This is a genomic window from Rhodobacter capsulatus (genome assembly GCF_005144475.1).
Lineage (GTDB): Bacteria > Pseudomonadota > Alphaproteobacteria > Rhodobacterales > Rhodobacteraceae > Rhodobacter > Rhodobacter capsulatus_C.
In genome coordinates, this window is record NZ_SWJZ01000030.1 from 79,815 (window position 1) to 96,609 (window position 16,795).

Consider the following 16,795-nt stretch of genomic DNA (forward strand, 5'->3'; position numbering starts at 1 on the left):
TCTCGCGCTCGCCGTCTGTGCAACGCTTCTGGCATCACCTCTTCTGGCCCAAGGCGTGCCCGTTATCGACGGCACCAACCTTGCCAAGAACATCGAGCAGCTGCAGGCGGCACTGCGCGACGCAGAAAACCAGATCGCGCAGATCGAAGAGTTGAAAAAGCAGGTCGAGACCGGTCTCGAGCAGCTGACCAACCTTGAAGGCATTCTCGGATCGATCTCGGGCCTGAACGAGATCGCAAGCCTATACAATTCGGTAGAGGACCTGCGCTCGCGGGCGGCCAAGATCACCGATCTTTCCGGCTTCCAGGACGCACTGACCATCGGGGACTTCGATGGGCTCCTGGACAGCCTTCTAGATGGCGATGTGACCATGGGCGACAAGATGGCCGCCGAATACATGCGCGACACGCTGGAAGGGGCCGGCCTGACCTCGGAAACTCTTGCTGGGTTGTCGTCATCGGAGAACCCGCAGGACAAGCTCATCGCGACGACCGCTGCTACGAGCGCCACGGCCATGGGCGTGGCGCAGCTCTCCTACGAGGAAGCCGCCCAAAGCCTCGCGCGGATCGACGGCCTTGTCGACGAGATCGCCAACCAGGAAGGCCTGAAGGAAAGCATCGACCTCAACACCCGGATGGCCGCCGAGACCAACTACATGCTCGGCCAGATGTGGCGCCTGAACGCGGCTGCAGGGCTGGCCGCCGGGCAGACGGGCGTCAACTGGGCCGCAGAACAGGCCAAGGAAAAGAGCTTCTTCGACTACTCGGGGGCCGAATGATGCGGCGGGCGTCTCACCAGATCGCGGCGGTTGCTGTCCTCGTCTGCCTTGCCAACTTCGCCGCAGCGGAGGACCTCGCCTCATTGAGCGACGTTCAGCTGGCTGAAAGAACCCGGGAAGCGGTATGGGCGCAGGATGCGGAGGCCGCGCTGGATCTCCTGACCGAAATGCAGCGGCGCGGGACCGGGATCTTTGCCGCCGCAGATAGGCCTGCCTGCGAAGAGGTGATCGATCTGACCGAGGGGATCACCGACTGGCGCTTCAAGGGGGCATCGCGACAGGCCTACATCACGGCGGCGAAGATAAAGGCCCTGGAGGCGGGGACATGCGGTTGCCTTTTCGATAGCTTCAGCTTCGACATGTTCACGTCGGAGATTCTGGGCAAGCCGGCTGCAGACCTCGTCAACGACGATCGTGCCGAGCTTGAGGCTTACCTCACGCAGCACCAACGCGAGACGGAGGCACGCTATCGCGACCTCGAGACCGTCTGCCGGTCCATGTGATCCATGGCCATCATCGCCGACATCCTGACCCAGGTCGATGCTGCCGCAACTGCGGTTGGCGCAACTGCGTTCGACGCCGTGGCCGCCGAGATCGTACCGGTTTTCCGAGTCGGATCGGTCATGGTAGTGGCACTGGTCGGCATCAACCTGATGGCTCAAGCCGTCCCGATGACCCTGCGCAACGGGCTCGGCCTTATGGTTCGGATCGCAGTTGCGTCGGCCTTCTTGTCGTCCTGGACCAACTTCAATGCGGTCTATGGTGTCCTGACCAATGCCCCGAGCGAGATAGGGGCCGTCGTCCTCGAGGCCTTCGGCGGTGGATCGGGCAATCTCTATGAAGGGCTCGACTCGCTCTACCTGCAAGCGCTCGATGTCGGACAGGCGATCAGCCAGAATGGCAGCTACATCACCGGTGCCCTAGCGGGCCTCCTGATGTTTCTTGTCGCTGCCCTCATGGCGACGGTGTCGATCATCGTGATCTCGGCCGCGAAGATCATGATCGGCGTCCTCGTCATCTTCGCGCCGATCGCGATAGCCTGCACGCTCTTCAAGGTCACCGCCCCGCTCTTCGATCGATGGGTGAACCTCGCCCTCGGCTTTGCTTTCTACCCGATGCTCACCTCGGGCATGGCTGCCTTCACCATCGCAATAGCCCGCGACCTGACGCCCGCCTCTTTGGCCTCGGTCGAAACCATCGGCGACGTCCTGAGCTTTGTGGTCGTCATGATGCTCGGCACCGGCCTAATGGCCATGGTGCCGACGATCGCGCAGTCGCTCGCGTCGACCGCGACCGGTCTCGGTAGCGTCGCAGCCTCGACTTTCCGTACAGCTGACAGCGTCAAGGGATACGGGCGCACCGGCATCGCGTCCGGGATCGGCGCAGGGCGGGGAGCGGCTGGATTGGATGCCGGCGGCCGCCGACCATCGGACGCACGTCTGAACGGCAATACCGCCGGACAGATCGGGCGGTCCGCCGTGCAGACGGCGATGTGGCTCGCCAGCCGGACACCGGACAAAAGCTGATGCCCCAGAACTCGAGAAGTGGAGGACCGCCCATGGAGGCGCATGGATTTGATGTCGATCTCGTGCTGGAGCCCCGCCTCTCGGCCCGGCGTGCCTGGATCGTCGCGAGTGCCGCAGGCGGGCTGAGCCTGATCCTTGCAAGCGCACTGGTCCTCGTTCTGCCCTTGAGGGAAACTCAGGTCTTCACAGTTCTCGTTGATCGCCAGACCGGGGACGCCGAAAACATCCTGCAGGTCGCCCCCACCGGAATCGAGGACCAGGAGGCTCTGAAACAAAGCCTCCTCGTGGCTTATGTCTCCGATCGCGAAGGCTATTTCCTTGCAGGCATTCAGGCCCGGCTTGAGAGCGTGCAGCGCCGCTCGACGGGGAGCGCCGAGGAAAGCCTGCGGCTTCTCTGGTCGAAAGGCGGGGGAAACACGGCCTATCCACCCGATGTCTATGGGCCCGGCGCGGAAGTCACGGTGACCGTACGCCGGATCACCTTCCTTTCGCCAAACGTCGCCCAGATCCGCTTCCTGAAAACCCTGCGCAAGACGAAGCAGGAGCCAGTGACCCAGCCCTTCGTCGCGACGGTCGAGTTCGCCTTCGAGCCGAAGACCGAGCGCTCCCTCGCCCATGTCTGGGAAAACCCGCTCGGCTTCACCGTCTCGGCCTACCGCGTTGACGCCGAAACCCTGGAGACCAATCCATGACCCGTTCTCTCCTCCTCCCGGGGATCGCCCTTGCCTGCGCTTTTGGCGCCACGACCATTGGCCACGCCGAAGTCGCCCCAGCGTCGATGGGCGCCGATGCCCGCGTCCGGTCGGTCCTCTACAACCCCGTCGATGTCATCCGGCTCGACACGCATCTGCGCGTGAACACCGCCATCGAACTGGGTGCCGGGGAGCGGATTGATTCCGTCCTTCTCGGCGACAGCGAAGCCTTCGAGGTCGAGGTGCTCTCGAACCGGACCACGGTTTCCGTGAAACCCCTGATTGCCGCGGCCGAGACCAACATGACGATTTATACCGGGCGGCGCACGATCTCGCTGTCGATCAGCGAGGGCCGGTCCCGCAATCCGACTTATCGGCTGGTCCTGCGCTATCCCGAGACGGGCACAAGCCGGGCGACCCGTGGCACCGTGTCCGCAGGGTCGCGCGACATCGGCTATGCCTGGTCCGGCGACGAGACCCTTAAACCCGTCCATATCTGGAACGATGGGCAAGCGACCTACTTCGCCTTCGCACCAGGTCTTCGGCCCTCGATCTTCGGCGTCGATGCGACGGGCCGCGAGATGACACTGAACTCCGGCACGCGGGGCAGCATCGTCCGCGTCTCGGGCCTGCGCTCCGCCTATTCGATCCGGATCGGCACGCAGGTCCTTTGCATTGAGCGGGTGGATGGCGGCGTGACCACAGATCCGGCCCTGCTCGCCAAGCTACAGGGCTGGGAGTTCTGACATGGCTGATCCGGAGATGACCGATCCGCAGAACGGCGCCGAGCAGGACTACAAGATCGAGCGGCCCAAGCCGAAGATGACACGGCAGCAGCGACTTGGCATGGGTGCGCTGGTGGCAGGCGCGAGCCTTGCCGCGCTCTGGACTATCTGGCCTTCCAGCCGCGCCATCCCCGATGTGGAAACCTCCGCCGTCGAGGAATTCCAGGATCAGGCGGGCGGCTCGCCCTTCGGAGCGATTGAGCCGGGACCGGAAGCGAAGCCCGCCGGTGATGGGTTCTCAGACATCGAAGGGGAACTGGCCTCACAGCGCGAAGACCTCGAAGCGCGGAACGCCACACTCCAGTCCGAGGTCGAGAGGCTGCAGCGCGAATTGGGTGATTTTGCCGACAGGGCCGATGCCGAGAAGAATCAGACAGCCAAGGAACTGGCGCTTGCGTTCGAAGAGGCTCAGTCCCAGAACCTTGCTCTCATGGAGGACATGCGGCGGCAGTTCGAGCAGGAGATCGCCGTTCTAAAGGGAAGCGCCGACACCGCTGGTGCTGCTGATGCCGCGCGGGAAGCCGAATTGGCTGCCAAGCGTGCCGAGCGCGAGGCGCAGCTTGCGGCCCGCGTGGCCTCGCCTTCGGTCGTCTTCGATGATGGTCAAAAGGGTGTGGCAGGGGATGCCGGTATGGGGATGCCTGACGCCCTTGCCGAGGGCAGAGATGCGACAGGTCGGGATTTTGTGCAGTCGGGGCGGGAAGCCACCGCCACTGAAGTAAGCCAGGTGATCGCCAATCCGCCGAACACTGTCCTGCAGGGCACAATGATCGAAGCGACGCTCGAGAATGCGGTCGACTCGAGTCTGCCTGGCCAGATCACAGCGATCGTGACCCGGCCAGTCTGGTCCTTCGATCAGGCCCAGATCCTGATCCCCGCCGGCTCGCGTCTCTTCGGTGACTATTCCTCAGACGTGGCCATCGGTCAGGGACGTATCCTCGTGGCCTGGACGCGGCTCGTCACCCCGGATGGGCAGTCAGTGCAGATGGAGGCTTTCGGTGGCGATGCCCAAGGACGCTCCGGCATCATCGGCAAGGTCTACACGCGCTTCGGTACCAGGTTCGGGTCAGCTGCGCTCATTTCCCTTCTCGGGGCCGCTCCAGCCGTCGCCGCCGCGAAATATACCGACGAGATCAGTTCCGACACGGCCGAGAGCATGGGCGAGGACCTTAGTTCGGCTATGGGCTCAGCGGTTGAGACCTATGCGAGCCTGCCGCCGATCATCACGGTCGCCCCCGGGGCCGCGATCACGGTCATGGTCGACCGCGACTTGGAAATCTGGTGATGGATGATCGGCCGAGCTTCCTCGGATCCTACCTCACGCCGATCGCCCCCCTGTTTATGCGAGACGATCTGGTTGAGGTGGCGATCAACCCGGACGGAAAGGTCTGGATCGAGCGAAAGGGTGCAACCCACATGGAGAGGGTTGCGCATCTCTCGATTGATCGAGTCCTGTCGACCAACCTTGGGCAGGCTATCGCTTCGGCGGTAGGCGTACAGTTCTCGGAGAAAAAGCCGACCGTCTCCGGAAAGATCGTCTGGGGCGATATGGCGATCCGGGCGCAGGTTGTGGCGCCGCCCATCGTGGAAGGCGGGATGGCTATCACGTTCCGGCCATTCAAGGTTTCCGCCGATCAGCTGATCGAGCCGCGCCTCTTACACGGTTGTCTCGTCGATCTCGACGCCAAGCGTCGGGAAAAGGCAGGGGAGGCGCTGAAGCTGGCTCAGGCCGGGCAAGTTGTCGATGCCATGCGGCTTTGCGTCGAGGATCGCATGAACATCCTGATCTCAGGCGGCACCTCGACCGGCAAGACGACATTCGCTCGGTCTTTGTTGTCGATGGTGGACCCGGGAGAGCGGATACTGACCATCGAGGATTCCTTTGAGCTCTTCCCGCGCCAGGACAATGCTGTCGCACTCAAGGCGGACCGCAGCGCCCAGGGAGAGCGCACCCCGGCGCGATTGTTGGAGGCCTCCCTCCGTATGCGGCCGGATCGGATCATCCTCGGGGAGTTGAGGGGCGAGGAAAGCCGGACGTTTCTCGAGGCGATCAACACCGGCCACGGCGGATCGTTTACAACCATTCATGCTAACACGGCCCGGAAGGCCATTGATCGGTTGGCGATCATGGTCATGGCCGCAGGGCTGGGCATGGGGTTCGAGGAAGTGAAGCGGTACTGTGAGGGAAGTGTGGACCTTGTGGTTCAGCTTTCGCGGCAGGGTGGGCAGCGCGGCGTGGCGGAGATGGTGTGTATGTGAGGGTCGCGGCTGCGGCTTCAGCAATTCCCCAGCCGATGTTGGTCCAGCTGCAATCAAGAGGCAACATTCCGTTGACGGTCGGCCTTCGCAATCCCAAGATCACTTCGTTGGAACCCTATTCCGGCAGGACGTCTACTAGACGGACATCATAACCGAGCGGCACAAGGATTTCGGACAACAGTCGCTTCTGCGAAAAATGCATCTTATCACCCGGGGCCTTTATCTCCCGAAAGGCCACCTGGTTGCCATTCCAGAGCGTGAGGTCGGGCCATCCTGAACGGAATTCATAAGGTGCTTTCGCGAAGATCGTCGCGATTTGATGAAGTCTGTCCGGACCAAGAGCGTCAAACAGGCAGACCAGGTCCGTTTTCCTTAACCCAGGGAAAAAAGACTGCTTGCCGGGTCGAATGATCTGGGAGTTCCGGATGATGCGGCTGCGGTCCGCCGAAACCATCGTGGAAAGGAGCTCCGCAGCGGTAGTTTTGGGATTTATCAGATTACGAGAAAAGATTGCTTCCGTGCACCCCATCACGTGGTGTGGATCGATTTCAACAAAGGCCGCTAGCTTGATGAGGAACATTATAGAGAGCCCTTCGACGGCTACACCATCCCAGCCTTCGGCTGCGTAGTGTTGCAGGGCGGCGTTTTCGACCACCGTCGGCGGCTCCTCGGCAAATGACCACTGCTTGGCACCGTGATGGACGAGACGGATCGTCTCGTAGCCGGTTCCTAACGTCCGAGCTGCAGCTTCGGTCATGGTAGCGGTCCTATTCATGCACAAAATCTCTCATAGGGACGCGACTGGGCGAAGCGAATTTCTTTTGTCGATACTAACCGACCTGATCTGGCCGTTCTCGACCACTGGCTGCGCCGAACGGTGATCACGCCGCTCGCCGATTAGCTCAACCACCTGGGCATTCCCTTCGTGATAGTGATCGCAGACGCGACCTATAATCGACCGTCGGCTTTAGGCCGGATCTGCCCGTAGGACCATGCGATGAGGATTAGCGACCAAGCACCGGTTAGACCCGAGCCGGCATTTTCCGTGTTTGCTTGGCGCTCTTCGCAATTTCCTGAAACACCCGTGCCGCTTCTCCGAAGACCTCGGCGCCCGCAGGTCCAGGGGACGCAGTCAACCCTGGCAGCTTCCCGACAGGCGCTTGCCTTCCAGCCGCTCCGCTACCCTGTATGGTCGGCAACGCCTTCCCCTTCCGCGCTCGATCAATCGGCGCAAAATGCCGATCCTCGTAGTACCGGATGTGCCGCGCCCGGATCGGATACTGCCCCTCGGGCAGCACCAGCACCTCATCCAGCGAAAACCGCAGCACTTCGTTCGCCGAGATCAGCGGCCGCTCTTCCGAACGCCTGCTGACATTCGCACTGTCCTCTAAGGCCCGGACCCGCGACTGGCTTTCGGTCACGGCGGTGATGGTGGAGCGCCCTAAGGCATTCGACAGCACCTCGGCCGTCCGGTCATCCTGCGGCGTCATGTAAATCTGCACGCCAGCGCCGCCCTGCAGAGAACGCCGCCCAGTTTCGCCATAGATGTCATCGAGACCAGGAATGGTCTGGGAGATGATGAAGAATCGGCCGCCGAAGCTGCGAATGGTCTTGATGGAGGAGAGGACGAGGGGCTGCCGACCGAGTTGGTCAAACTCGTCCATCAGGAACATGACAGCATGGTGCTCGTCAGGCCCAGGCTCACGGCGCTGGAGGGAAGCGATGGCATCCGCGAAGAGAAGGCGGACGAGGGGGGCCAGGGTTTTCAGGTGCTCTGGCTGGACGACGATGTAGAGGCTTTGGGGATCACGGCGGAAAGTCGAGAAGTCGAAGTCGCTTGCCGAGGTCACGCGGTCGACTGCGGGGTCGTTCCAAAGCTCGAGACCGGATCCCTGGATGACCGACACATAAGCCCCGAGGGTTTTTTCTGGGACGTCGGCCATTTCGAGGAAAGTGCGGGAGACGATCGGGATGTTCGTCGTCTCGGCAATGGCCGTATAGCTCTTCTTCTTGTCGCCGCCTCCGGCCATGATTTCGCCAGCAAAGCCCAAGGTCGGGCGGCGCTGCTCGATGGCGTAGAGGCAGGAGGCGATGAAGAGCCGTTTGCCCGCATTGAAGAAGCTCTGCGCGCTTTCGCCTTCCGGGATGAGGAAGAGGTCGGCCATCGAGTTCAGCGCGGTATACTGACGCTCGGCAGAGGGCAGGGCGGCGATCCGGGCAAGCGGGTTGAACCGGTGCGAACCACGGTCCTCATCGAAGGGCGAGAAGTACCAGATGCTGTTCTTCAGCCCGTGCTTGCGATGAATCGAGGTCTTCGCGAAGTTCTCGCCCTTCACGTCGAGGATGATCGCGGAGCCTGAGAAGTGGAGGAGGTTTGGGATGACGAAGCCCACGCCTTTCCCGCGGCCGGTAGGCGCTATCATCATCGCATGGGGGAAGCGGTCGGGCGGCGCCATCACAAAGGGCGCGTCGGATTTCGGGAGGCCAAGCTTGCCGAAGATGAAGCCGTTCTGATCGAGGGTTCCGACCATGTGGTTGCGCTTCAACTCACGGCGCGACTGGAAATGCGCGTCGTCATACTGGTTGAGGCGGCCGCGATGCACCCCGGCCAAGCCGACGAGCGTCAGGGCGACTGTGACAGCGCCAGTGATGATCAGCGCGCCCTGCAGGACCGAAGGCCGCGCGGCAAGGTCAGCCCAGGTGTAGCGAAGGAACCAGGGGCCCAACGGGCTTAGCGTATCGAGGCTCTCCCGGAAGGCAGTGATCACATAGATCGTGGCCAGCATGCCTCCGATGTAGAGACCGGTCAGCAGGCCAAGAAGCAGCGCCAGCGGATATCGCCAGGCGGTGTCGAGATTCGAGAGCATGGGTCTGTCCTCAGAGTTCGTGGCCGGTGTCGCGCTCGACGGCGCGATCGCGCTGTCCCAGTTCGGCGGCGCGATGTTGCGCCCGTGCGAGGTCCGCCCAGGGTCCGACCTCGCTCGACTGACCGAGGTCGCCCTCGTTCTTCAACTCATGCGCGACGGCGGCCCGGAGTGCTGGATCTCGGACCTGCTCGTTGAGCGGTGCGAGATCGCCGGACCGGACACGGTCGAGATCCTCGGGTTTCAGAGTGTCGTGCAGGCGGTCGACGATGGCTTCCAGCGCGGGCACTTCGGAGAGCTTCATCTGGCGATCGGCGGAGAGCAATTGGTCGCGCGCGACGGCCTCCGTCAACTCCGGCGCAAAGTTGAAAGCGGCGACTTCTGCCCGAACCTCCTGGCCGAGGGCGCGCTCCGTTTCCATCCAGAACACCTTTTGCATTGTGTTCGGCTGCTCGGTGATCCAGCTCGCCCGCTGGCCCTCACTGCGCTCGGCCAAACTGAAGCGGGCGACCATTTCTTCGACGGACGTGCCGGCTATGCGAAGCTCATCTTCCCGGATCGAGAACAGCGCCGTCAGCCGTTCGCCGATCTCGTCGCGAACATGTGCAAGGGTCGCGCGTAGACCTTCATCGAGAGAAACACCCTCGGTCTGGCCCTGCTCCAGTCGCGCAAGCGAGGCAAGTGTCGGGTTGTGGTAGGGATCGGTGTTTCGGTCTGCGACCTGGGCATGCTCTGCTAGGAGGATGCTGTCGGGCGCGAGTTTCAGGGAGGCGCGCGCCTGTTCGGCAAAGCTTCGTTCAAGGTCGACCCGCTCGGCAGAGGGTTCCATGGCGCGAATTGCCTCCCAAGCCTCAGTGGCCGACGCGATCATATCGCTACGCGCAGCCTCAACCCGCGCGGCGGGGTCGCCTTCGGCATGAAGCGAGTGATCGGGCATCAGGGGAACTCCTTGTCTGAGAGCGGCGGCAGAGGCGCCAAGCGCCCGGGCCAGCCGGGAAAGGTAGGAAGAGGCGTTCGCCTTGGTGCCAGTTGCGGCGGCAAGGCCGGCGAGATCGCCTAAGGCTTCGTACTCACGGGCAAAGCCCTGCATCGCGGCAAGCCGTCGGCTCCGCTCCCCGTCGGACAGCGGTGGCGGGGCAGGGGGTGTGACCTTCCCGCCCTCTCGCGATGCACGCAGCTCGGACTGTCGCGGCGGGTTCTCGATGATGCCGCGGGAAAGGCGCGACGAAGCGAGGATGTTCAGCCCATGCGACTGGCTGATCTCGGCGTGAAGCTCGCGCATCACATCGAAGTTCAGCGCGGCGTGGCGACAGATCGACAGGAACCGGCCTTCCTCGATGCCATGCTTGTCGACCACGAAATGCGCATGCAGATGGTCAGTGTCCTTGTGCATGGCAGCAACGTAGCGCCAGACATCCCCATACTCACCGGACCCGAACACAGCCTGCCCCCATTCCCGGGCAATAACTTCGGCGCGCTCGGCGTCCACCCCGCGCGGGAAGCTCAGGACGATGTGATCGGCATGTCCCCGTCGCGGCGCGCCTGTCCAGGTCGAAGACCAGATATCGGCCGTCCGCTCCGTTCGGGCAGGGTCAAAGTCGCGTTCATAGCCCGCCAGATTGCACCAGGTGCTCTGCACCCCCTCTTCCCGGGCCACATAGTCGAGAAGGCGCTTCAGCTCCTGCGGGGTGCGGGCACTGCCACCTGCAATTCGTTTGACGACCGACTGCCAGCCGCGTGGTCCTCCAGCGTTTCGCAGAAGCGCCCGGGTCTGACGTTCCTTGCGCGTGCCGAGACGGGACGCAGCACCCTCGCCACCGCCCCGCCCACGACGCCGGTCGTCGAGAACATGACCGAGAACCAGATCCTCGACGGAAGGAGACCGGGTCATTTCGATGCCTCGGCAGAAGGATCAGTCGCTACAACGAAAGGAGATGTTTGATCACCAAGTCCCTGCTTGGCCCGAAGCGCCGAGAGAAGGTGGACGACCTCTTCAACAAGGTCATCGACCCGAGCTCCAACCTTGCGCACCAGGGCGGCATCGCGGGCGTTCCAAGTCAGACGGCCAACCGCCCCCAGACGGGCGATCTGGTTGAGGTTGTTGCCGACGGCGGATAATTCCCGCCTGGCTGCAGCGATGGCATCAAGCTCGTCTGCCTGGATGGCCAGACGATCGCTTGCCTGTCTGACCAGATGCCGGACTGCCTCGGAAACCGTCAGACCGCTTGCCTCGGCAACCGCCTGAAAGGCTGCATGCTCGTCTTCCGTGATGCGGATGTTCAGCTTCACCGAAAGCCGCCGCACCTCCTTCCGGTCAAGGCTGCCCTTGATCCGTGACAGCGCCTGGCGGGAACGGCCCATAGACCTCGCAACGGCCGCGACGCTCTCGCCAGCGAGGAGCCGCGCCGTGATGGCTGCAGTCTCAGTAGAGGTCAGGCGTGAGCGTGGCATTGCATCATTACATGTGTTTTGCAGTCATCGTGCATCATGTACCACACACCACCGTTCCTGCCAACCGTCCTCACCGGCCGGTTTCCGCTCCTCCGAAGAGGAGCCCGCGTGCGGAAACCGGACAGCCGGTGAGGACTCAATATGGCGTCAGGGGTCGGCGGCTGGCCCGCCGACTGCATCCCCGCGCCCCTGCCGTCAGGCCTCCGTTTGAGGCGAGACCAAAGGGGTCGAGCGCCTTGAAAGCTTGGACTTTCCACACCTGTGCGGTCCCTCCACGAGGGATTGCAGATAACGGTCCGACAGTCTGAAAAAAGGGTTGCCCGGGAAGGGGAGAGGGGCCGGGAAATGGGTCTCCGGATGCTTCTAGGCCTGCCCACGGCGGACCCAAGGCAGACCATCAATGGCGTTGGGCGTGAAGCCACAGGCTAAATCGGCACAGCGTCAACCCGTCACTGGCCGAACTGGCAAGCAGGCAGACAGGCAAGCAGGCAGATTGTCCGGGATGCAGCCGGTTGGCGGGTCAAGTTCCGGATCGTCCTCGGATGAAGGCCGACTTCGCCTGGCCTTCGGACCAGCCATGTGGACAGGTTCCAGGGCAGGTATGCGGCCTGTCACCTATGCAGACATGCAGACATGCAAACCGTCATGCGGGCCGGAGGGCAAACTGCCACGATTGCGGGCAGGCCTCAGGGCTGCTCGGACGCCGCGCCGCAGCATCACGGCTGCGGGAATCCTTAGGAAACATGAAGGCTTCGGCGGTGTGTTACAACTTCCGGCACATCCCATTTGACGTTCCTGCAACCTTATGCCTAAACGGCGCACCGCACGCCGGTCGGATTAGTGACGCCTTTACAACGGCTTCGCTTGATTTTGGCTTGCCTGCGGTGCACCGCCTTCCGCAGCGTCATGAAAGAGCGCCGGACGTCGGTGCAAAGGGTAACGAGTACCGTTTGCGGAGGCGTTTTCATGCAAGTCATTACCATCGTGCAGACCAAAGGCGGCTCGGGCAAGACCACAACCGCCATGCTTCTCGCGTCTGCAGCACTGAACCTCGGGCGTCGCGTCACCCTGATCGATGGCGACGTGAATGCCCAACTCGGCCGCTGGCGCGACAGTTTCGAACTGGCAGCCTGGGAGGGTGCGCAGAAGCCCGTCTGGCCGGAGAGCCTTGCGATCCTCTCACCGCCCGAGAGTGTGGAAGGGCTTCTGTCGCTCCTCGAAGCCGAGGAAGCGCGGGGCGTCGATCTCGTCGTGATCGATACCCGACCGGGCACCCATACCGACACCGAGGACTTCTGCCTAATCTCCGATCTGGTGCTGATCCCCGCGCGCCCCGTCTACGCCGAATGGGAAATGACGCATCGCGCCGTCCTCTGGATGGATGACCTCCGCGCCTCGATTGCCGAGGGCGAGCGGTTCCCGGCGGTCCGGGTCCTCGTCATGGACGCGGGGCCGAAGATCATCGACGCCGCAACCCGGGAAGGGGGAATGGCGCAACTGCCAAAGCGCGACCAGGACGTGCTGCAAGAGATCCTGCGTCTCGACCATCTCGACGTGATCGTCCCGCATTCGCGTATCCTAGAACAGCTGGGCTACCACGGCCCCCTTGGGCCGGCAGCACGCGCCAACGCCAAGGCCCCCGGCGGTCGGCTGGTGGCCGACGCCATCACACGCCAGCTCGAAGTCGCAGAACTCGTTCTCACCGGGATCGACGAGGTGATCCCGGCATGAGCCGTTTCCGCCTTCCTGCACGTGTCGCACCCTCCCCGGCAGCGGAAGAACCAGGCCTGCAGAACTCCGCCGCACGGTTGCGGTCATCGCGCGAGGTGCAGTCGCGCATTCTTGCCGAACGGCGTGCGCCGGAGCAGGGAGGAAATGTCGAGTGCGGCAAGGCCCAGCTTCCCGACATGACGACGGAGCACTTGGCCGACCCGGAGATTGCCGGGAAGAGGGAAGGGGAGAGTGGTCAGCCGCAGTCCCCCGCTTCGCCGCCCGAATGTGCTGCCAGTGGGTTGGCGAGGCCCCGGAAAGAGAAGCTGGTGGCCCTCTTTCGGCTGCCGCTGGCAACCGAGAAGCAGCTTGAGCAGATCCCTGGCGCGGGCGACGTGACCCCAGCCTACATGCTGCGCGCCTTTGCCAAGGAAGCCCGCGCCGAACTGCGGCGGCTCTTGGCGGAAGATGATCTCACACCGTATGTCGACGAGGCGAAGCGCATCTTCACCATGGCAGCCACGGACATGGCGGTCGGCGAACCGATGACCGTCTACGCCCAAAATTCAGCTATCCGGGCTATGCATGCGGTACTTGATGACCCTTGGCTGATCGAGCCCCGGGCGACGATCGTTGGTGCCTTCCTCGCCGCAATCGCGTCGCAGCTCATCGAGGCGCGACGCGTCAGATAGACCTCACCCATGCAACAGAAATCGATGAACTGCCTGCGGTTACTCGCAGGCAAGATCGGGCAGTGCCGCTGTCTCGAAGGTCAGGCTGTCGACGCTCGTTACCAAGGCGAATTCGCCGCCTGTGCGGAAAGTCGCAACCATCTTCGCCCATTCCGCGGCGTCAGCTGTCGCTTGGGCAGAGATGCCGTTCTTGACCGGCAGGCGTGCCTGTTCGCCCGACTTTGCGAGAACGACGACCATGTCCGATGCGGCGTCTTTGACGAAGCGAACCACGAGCGCGCCGTTGGGCGTTGGCCCGAAGACGCGATCCGGATCGCAGACAAGCCGCACCTCACCCGCCTCGCTGGTGAGCGCGTAGGTCGGCAGGCCACGCTCGACACCGACTGTCCAATCGTCAAGCGCGTGGACGGGAACAGACATCGCCGCAAACGCGGAAACAGCCAGAACGGGGGACAGAACATGCATCGACAGGAAAGCCTTTCGTGGTTCGCGTGGCGACAGCAAAGCACCACTTCTGATCTCGTTAGATATGTTCTGACGGAGTTCATGTCCATGACCGCTAGCCGTCAGCGGATGACAGGAGGCCGGTATGGAAGAGGTCGCTAGAAGCAGCTCCAAAAGCCCGACCATCGATCGTCGCCTGTGGCGGATCGACCGCGGAGACCGGGAACTCGTTGCAGAACGGCACCGCACCGTGAATGGCCGGTTCAGGACCGTGTGGCTGGTCCCGGAAGAAACCTTGCGTGGCGTCCTCTGGGTCGAGGTTGTCGAGGAAACACCGGGCGATCCGTCACCATGACCCATCAGCTTTCTGAATCGGAGCACCCGGATCGATTCAGAATTGCAATTGGACTTGGAGAACGGCAGGGCGGAACCTGTGCAGCGGAGGACCGGCATGGCTCTGGCACATCTGCACCGCATCGACCCTGGGGCCAACATGGCGCGGTTCTACTGCATCGATGTTGCGGCGACTCTGTTTGGCGACGTCAGCATCGTGCGAACCTGGGGCCGGATTGGAACGCACGGGCGGACGAGTATCGAGACCTGCGCCACCGTGGAGGACGCGAAGAAGGTGGCATTGCAAATTCTTCAAGACAAGATTCGGCGGGGCTATCTGCCTGCCGGCCAAATGCTGCCGCCAGACCTTGCGGTGTGAGATTTGTCAGGCCTTGCGCTGAAGCCTGCCTTCCAACTCGGCACCGGCCTCGATGGCGATCCGCTCATGGGTGACGTCGGCCTGCACGACCGCACTCGGCGCGAGTTGAACGTTTCGCGCTGAGACCCTGCCGGAAACCGCCCCAAGCACGACGAGGTCGTGGGCGACGACGGAACCTTCAACACGACCTGAACCAGCCACGGTGATCTCCGGCGCCCGCAGTGAGCCAACGACATTGCCTTGGACCTCGATCGGTCCACTGGAGGAGGCATCGCCTTCGACGACAAGGTCCTGCGCGAAGACGCTGCGGCGAGCGTTAGAACTGGCCGGGTCCGGCCAGCGGTCCAAATCGCCATGTGGAGTCTTCATCTTGGTGCTGCCTCAGCTCAACTTCGTGCAGCACGACTGGACCAGAAGCGAAACGAAAGGGCAACGCGCGGCACTGTGATCGGCGAAGAAGCGCGTCCCGGAAGCAACCCTGAAGTGTGACGCATAATTTTGATTATGTCATATTTTATAGATCAACAACGCGCCCCAGAAATCTTCGCGGTTCGCGTAAGACTGCTGTTCGAGCGGTTCCGGTATACCGATTGGTCACCGCCTCGCGTTCAGTCTACAATGTAGGCTCACATGCGAGAATGGTCATGTCTCAAAGTACTTCCGTGGGTAGCCAAAACGAAATGAATTCCGACAGACGCGACGAACTGTCTGCACCGGTCTATCTCGACGGCTTTGCGACAATGCCGTTAGCGAGCGAGGCCCGCACCGCGATGTTGGCGGCTTGGGAACGCCCTGGAAATGCCGGCTCTCCCAATGCTTCAGGAGAACGGGCAGCTCGGATCATTGCCGACGCACGTGATGAAGTGGCTTCGTTGATTGGAGCCGCTCCGACAGAGATAATTTTCACGTCCGGGGCGACCGAGGCGAACAATCTCGCGATCATCGGAGTGGCTACCGCCGCACGATCTCACACGTCGCGCCACAAAATCATTGTGTCTGCCGTCGAACACAAGGCGATCTTAGAGCCCGCCGCATACCTTGGTACCCAAGGTTTTGAAATCGTAATTGCCCCGGTCGACAAAACGGGTCGACTTGACTTGGAAGCGTTCGAAGCCCTGATTGATGAGACTGTACTCCTAACCTCTGTCATGTTGGTCAACAACGAAACCGGCATCATTCAGCCGGTGGCCGAAGCTGCAGCCATCGCCCATCGATTTGGCGCATTTGTGCACTCTGATGCGGCTCAAGCTGCAGGCAAAATCCAAATCAATGTCTCGGACCTCGACGTCGACTACCTCAGCCTTTCCGGGCATAAATGCTACGGACCGATGGGCGTAGGTGCTCTCTACGTTGCCGCGGGCATGCCCCCTCCCTTTCCTTTGATGCGTGGCGGCGGACAACAGGCAGGAGTGCGCCCCGGAACGGAACCTGTCCCGCTAATTGCCGGGTTTGGGGCAGCCTGCGCCGTTGCCGCAAAGGTCTTGGCACGATCAAACTCTGCCGAGACAAACTCAAAGATCGGCCGTCTGCTGGATGCCCTGCGCAAACAGGATGTTCTCTTCTCGCGCATAACCGGGGACCATCTCGTCGTTCCAGGCAGTGCAGCGATATCAATCGACGGAGTCGACGCTGACAGCCTTTGCGCACTTGTCGCACCTCACGTGTCGCTTTCTACCGGATCGGCCTGCAACAGTGGGCAGCTGAAAATGTCCCATGTGCTTGAAGCAATGGGGTTTTCGGAACGGTCAGCTCGATCCGTGGTCCGAATTCTGTGTGATCGAACATCAACGGAGACCGACATTGACCGTGCCGCCGAGGCCATTGCTCGGTCAATCCGTCGTTCCCGCCTTGCTACTGGCGAGGTTCGCCAGTAGCCTTGTCT

The 16,795-nt window shown here is 62.4% G+C and carries 18 protein-coding genes; 12 read left to right on the forward strand and 6 right to left on the reverse strand.

All coding sequences use genetic code 11. From position 1 onward, the window contains the following. Positions 1-55: 55 nt before the first annotated feature. From FBT96_RS09235 to FBT96_RS09265, 7 genes are read left to right on the forward strand one after another with little or no spacing between them, the layout of a single operon-like run. Positions 56-778: a type IV secretion system protein gene (locus FBT96_RS09235; RefSeq protein ID WP_169583342.1), complete on the forward strand. Its 723-nt coding sequence runs from the start codon at positions 56-58 to the stop codon at positions 776-778. Continuing rightward, positions 775-1,281, forward strand: coding sequence for a hypothetical protein (locus tag FBT96_RS09240; RefSeq protein WP_136905998.1), 507 nt, complete (start codon positions 775-777; stop codon positions 1,279-1,281). Before FBT96_RS09235 ends, FBT96_RS09240 begins: the two co-directional genes overlap by 4 nt. Positions 1,282-1,284: 3 nt before the next feature. Beyond that, positions 1,285-2,304 carry a type IV secretion system protein gene (locus tag FBT96_RS09245; RefSeq protein ID WP_136905999.1) on the forward strand — a complete coding sequence of 340 codons (1,020 nt, stop codon included), beginning with the start codon at positions 1,285-1,287 and terminating at the stop codon, positions 2,302-2,304. 32 nt (positions 2,305-2,336) lie between these two features. Further along, entirely contained in the window at positions 2,337-2,996 is a 660-nt protein-coding gene (locus tag FBT96_RS09250) for a virB8 family protein (RefSeq protein WP_169583344.1), read from the forward strand. After that, positions 2,993-3,742, forward strand: coding sequence for a TrbG/VirB9 family P-type conjugative transfer protein (locus FBT96_RS09255; protein ID WP_136906001.1), 750 nt, complete (start codon positions 2,993-2,995; stop codon positions 3,740-3,742). The genes FBT96_RS09250 and FBT96_RS09255 overlap by 4 nt, the downstream gene beginning before the upstream one ends. Before the next feature lies 1 nt (position 3,743). Continuing rightward, a complete protein-coding gene (locus FBT96_RS09260) occupies positions 3,744-5,066 on the forward strand; it encodes a TrbI/VirB10 family protein (RefSeq protein ID WP_136906002.1) in 1,323 nt (440 codons plus the stop codon). Next, a complete protein-coding gene (locus FBT96_RS09265) occupies positions 5,066-6,040 on the forward strand; it encodes an ATPase, T2SS/T4P/T4SS family (protein ID WP_136906003.1) in 975 nt (324 codons plus the stop codon). The genes FBT96_RS09260 and FBT96_RS09265 overlap by 1 nt, the downstream gene beginning before the upstream one ends. 115 nt (positions 6,041-6,155) lie before the next feature. Here FBT96_RS09265 and FBT96_RS09270 read toward each other — a convergent pair whose 3' ends face one another. The 4 genes from FBT96_RS09270 to FBT96_RS09285 all read right to left on the reverse strand — a co-directional run bounded on the left by FBT96_RS09270 (position 6,156) and on the right by FBT96_RS09285 (position 11,265). Further along, complete coding sequence (locus tag FBT96_RS09270; protein WP_169583346.1) at positions 6,156-6,797, reverse strand: VRR-NUC domain-containing protein; 642 nt, start codon at positions 6,795-6,797, stop codon at positions 6,156-6,158. Between the two features lie 265 nt (positions 6,798-7,062). Next, positions 7,063-8,907, reverse strand: a complete 1,845-nt coding sequence (locus FBT96_RS09275) for a type IV secretory system conjugative DNA transfer family protein (RefSeq protein WP_136906005.1) — start codon at positions 8,905-8,907, stop codon at positions 7,063-7,065. A gap of 10 nt (positions 8,908-8,917) precedes the next feature. After that, complete coding sequence (locus FBT96_RS09280) at positions 8,918-10,795, reverse strand: relaxase/mobilization nuclease domain-containing protein (RefSeq protein ID WP_136906006.1); 1,878 nt, start codon at positions 10,793-10,795, stop codon at positions 8,918-8,920. Further along, positions 10,792-11,265, reverse strand: coding sequence for a plasmid mobilization protein (locus FBT96_RS09285; RefSeq protein ID WP_169583348.1), 474 nt, complete (start codon positions 11,263-11,265; stop codon positions 10,792-10,794). Before FBT96_RS09285 ends, FBT96_RS09280 begins: the two co-directional genes overlap by 4 nt. Before the next feature lie 1,056 nt (positions 11,266-12,321). Between FBT96_RS09285 and FBT96_RS09290 the strand changes: the two genes are divergently transcribed. Continuing rightward, a complete protein-coding gene (locus tag FBT96_RS09290) occupies positions 12,322-13,086 on the forward strand; it encodes a ParA family protein (RefSeq protein WP_169583350.1) in 765 nt (254 codons plus the stop codon). After that, positions 13,083-13,757, forward strand: a complete 675-nt coding sequence (locus FBT96_RS09295; RefSeq protein ID WP_136906009.1) for a hypothetical protein — start codon at positions 13,083-13,085, stop codon at positions 13,755-13,757. The genes FBT96_RS09290 and FBT96_RS09295 overlap by 4 nt, the downstream gene beginning before the upstream one ends. A 39-nt stretch (positions 13,758-13,796) precedes the next feature. Here FBT96_RS09295 and FBT96_RS09300 read toward each other — a convergent pair whose 3' ends face one another. Then, complete coding sequence (locus FBT96_RS09300; protein WP_169583352.1) at positions 13,797-14,222, reverse strand: hypothetical protein; 426 nt, start codon at positions 14,220-14,222, stop codon at positions 13,797-13,799. Between the two features lie 124 nt (positions 14,223-14,346). Between FBT96_RS09300 and FBT96_RS09305 the strand changes: the two genes are divergently transcribed. Together FBT96_RS09305 and FBT96_RS09310 are read left to right on the forward strand one after the other, a co-directional pair. Then, positions 14,347-14,556 carry a hypothetical protein gene (locus tag FBT96_RS09305; protein ID WP_136906011.1) on the forward strand — a complete coding sequence of 70 codons (210 nt, stop codon included), beginning with the start codon at positions 14,347-14,349 and terminating at the stop codon, positions 14,554-14,556. Between the two features lie 96 nt (positions 14,557-14,652). Beyond that, positions 14,653-14,913 (forward strand): WGR domain-containing protein, encoded by a 261-nt coding sequence (locus tag FBT96_RS09310; RefSeq protein WP_136906012.1) that lies wholly within the window; start codon positions 14,653-14,655, stop codon positions 14,911-14,913. A 6-nt stretch (positions 14,914-14,919) separates the two neighbouring features. Here the strand turns inward: FBT96_RS09310 and FBT96_RS09315 are convergent, their stop codons facing one another. Then, positions 14,920-15,282, reverse strand: coding sequence for a bactofilin family protein (locus tag FBT96_RS09315; RefSeq protein WP_136906013.1), 363 nt, complete (start codon positions 15,280-15,282; stop codon positions 14,920-14,922). A 275-nt stretch (positions 15,283-15,557) separates the two neighbouring features. Here FBT96_RS09315 and FBT96_RS09320 point away from each other — a divergent pair, with 275 nt between their 5' ends. Then, on the forward strand, positions 15,558-16,787 hold the full coding sequence (locus FBT96_RS09320) for a cysteine desulfurase family protein (protein WP_212635375.1): 1,230 nt from the start codon (positions 15,558-15,560) through the stop codon (positions 16,785-16,787). Positions 16,788-16,795 lie beyond the last annotated feature (8 nt).

What these genes read in the sequence shown, in the direction of transcription:
- FBT96_RS09285 (WP_169583348.1), bottom strand. Translation starts at nt 11,265, where the DNA reads ATGGGCCGTTCCCGCCAGGCGCTGTCACGGATCAAGGGCAGCCTTGAC.
- FBT96_RS09305 (WP_136906011.1), top strand. Translation starts at nt 14,347, where the DNA reads ATGGAAGAGGTCGCTAGAAGCAGCTCCAAAAGCCCGACCATCGATCGT.
- FBT96_RS09255 (WP_136906001.1), top strand. Translation starts at nt 2,993, where the DNA reads ATGACCCGTTCTCTCCTCCTCCCGGGGATCGCCCTTGCCTGCGCTTTT.
- FBT96_RS09275 (WP_136906005.1), bottom strand. Translation starts at nt 8,907, where the DNA reads ATGCTCTCGAATCTCGACACCGCCTGGCGATATCCGCTGGCGCTGCTT.
- FBT96_RS09320 (WP_212635375.1), top strand. Translation starts at nt 15,558, where the DNA reads ATGTCTCAAAGTACTTCCGTGGGTAGCCAAAACGAAATGAATTCCGAC.
- FBT96_RS09260 (WP_136906002.1), top strand. Translation starts at nt 3,744, where the DNA reads ATGGCTGATCCGGAGATGACCGATCCGCAGAACGGCGCCGAGCAGGAC.
- FBT96_RS09280 (WP_136906006.1), bottom strand. Translation starts at nt 10,795, where the DNA reads ATGACCCGGTCTCCTTCCGTCGAGGATCTGGTTCTCGGTCATGTTCTC.
- FBT96_RS09315 (WP_136906013.1), bottom strand. Translation starts at nt 15,282, where the DNA reads ATGAAGACTCCACATGGCGATTTGGACCGCTGGCCGGACCCGGCCAGT.
- FBT96_RS09270 (WP_169583346.1), bottom strand. Translation starts at nt 6,797, where the DNA reads ATGACCGAAGCTGCAGCTCGGACGTTAGGAACCGGCTACGAGACGATC.
- FBT96_RS09250 (WP_169583344.1), top strand. Translation starts at nt 2,337, where the DNA reads ATGGAGGCGCATGGATTTGATGTCGATCTCGTGCTGGAGCCCCGCCTC.
- FBT96_RS09310 (WP_136906012.1), top strand. Translation starts at nt 14,653, where the DNA reads ATGGCTCTGGCACATCTGCACCGCATCGACCCTGGGGCCAACATGGCG.
- FBT96_RS09240 (WP_136905998.1), top strand. Translation starts at nt 775, where the DNA reads ATGATGCGGCGGGCGTCTCACCAGATCGCGGCGGTTGCTGTCCTCGTC.
- FBT96_RS09290 (WP_169583350.1), top strand. Translation starts at nt 12,322, where the DNA reads ATGCAAGTCATTACCATCGTGCAGACCAAAGGCGGCTCGGGCAAGACC.
- FBT96_RS09300 (WP_169583352.1), bottom strand. Translation starts at nt 14,222, where the DNA reads ATGCATGTTCTGTCCCCCGTTCTGGCTGTTTCCGCGTTTGCGGCGATG.
- FBT96_RS09295 (WP_136906009.1), top strand. Translation starts at nt 13,083, where the DNA reads ATGAGCCGTTTCCGCCTTCCTGCACGTGTCGCACCCTCCCCGGCAGCG.
- FBT96_RS09265 (WP_136906003.1), top strand. Translation starts at nt 5,066, where the DNA reads ATGGATGATCGGCCGAGCTTCCTCGGATCCTACCTCACGCCGATCGCC.
- FBT96_RS09245 (WP_136905999.1), top strand. Translation starts at nt 1,285, where the DNA reads ATGGCCATCATCGCCGACATCCTGACCCAGGTCGATGCTGCCGCAACT.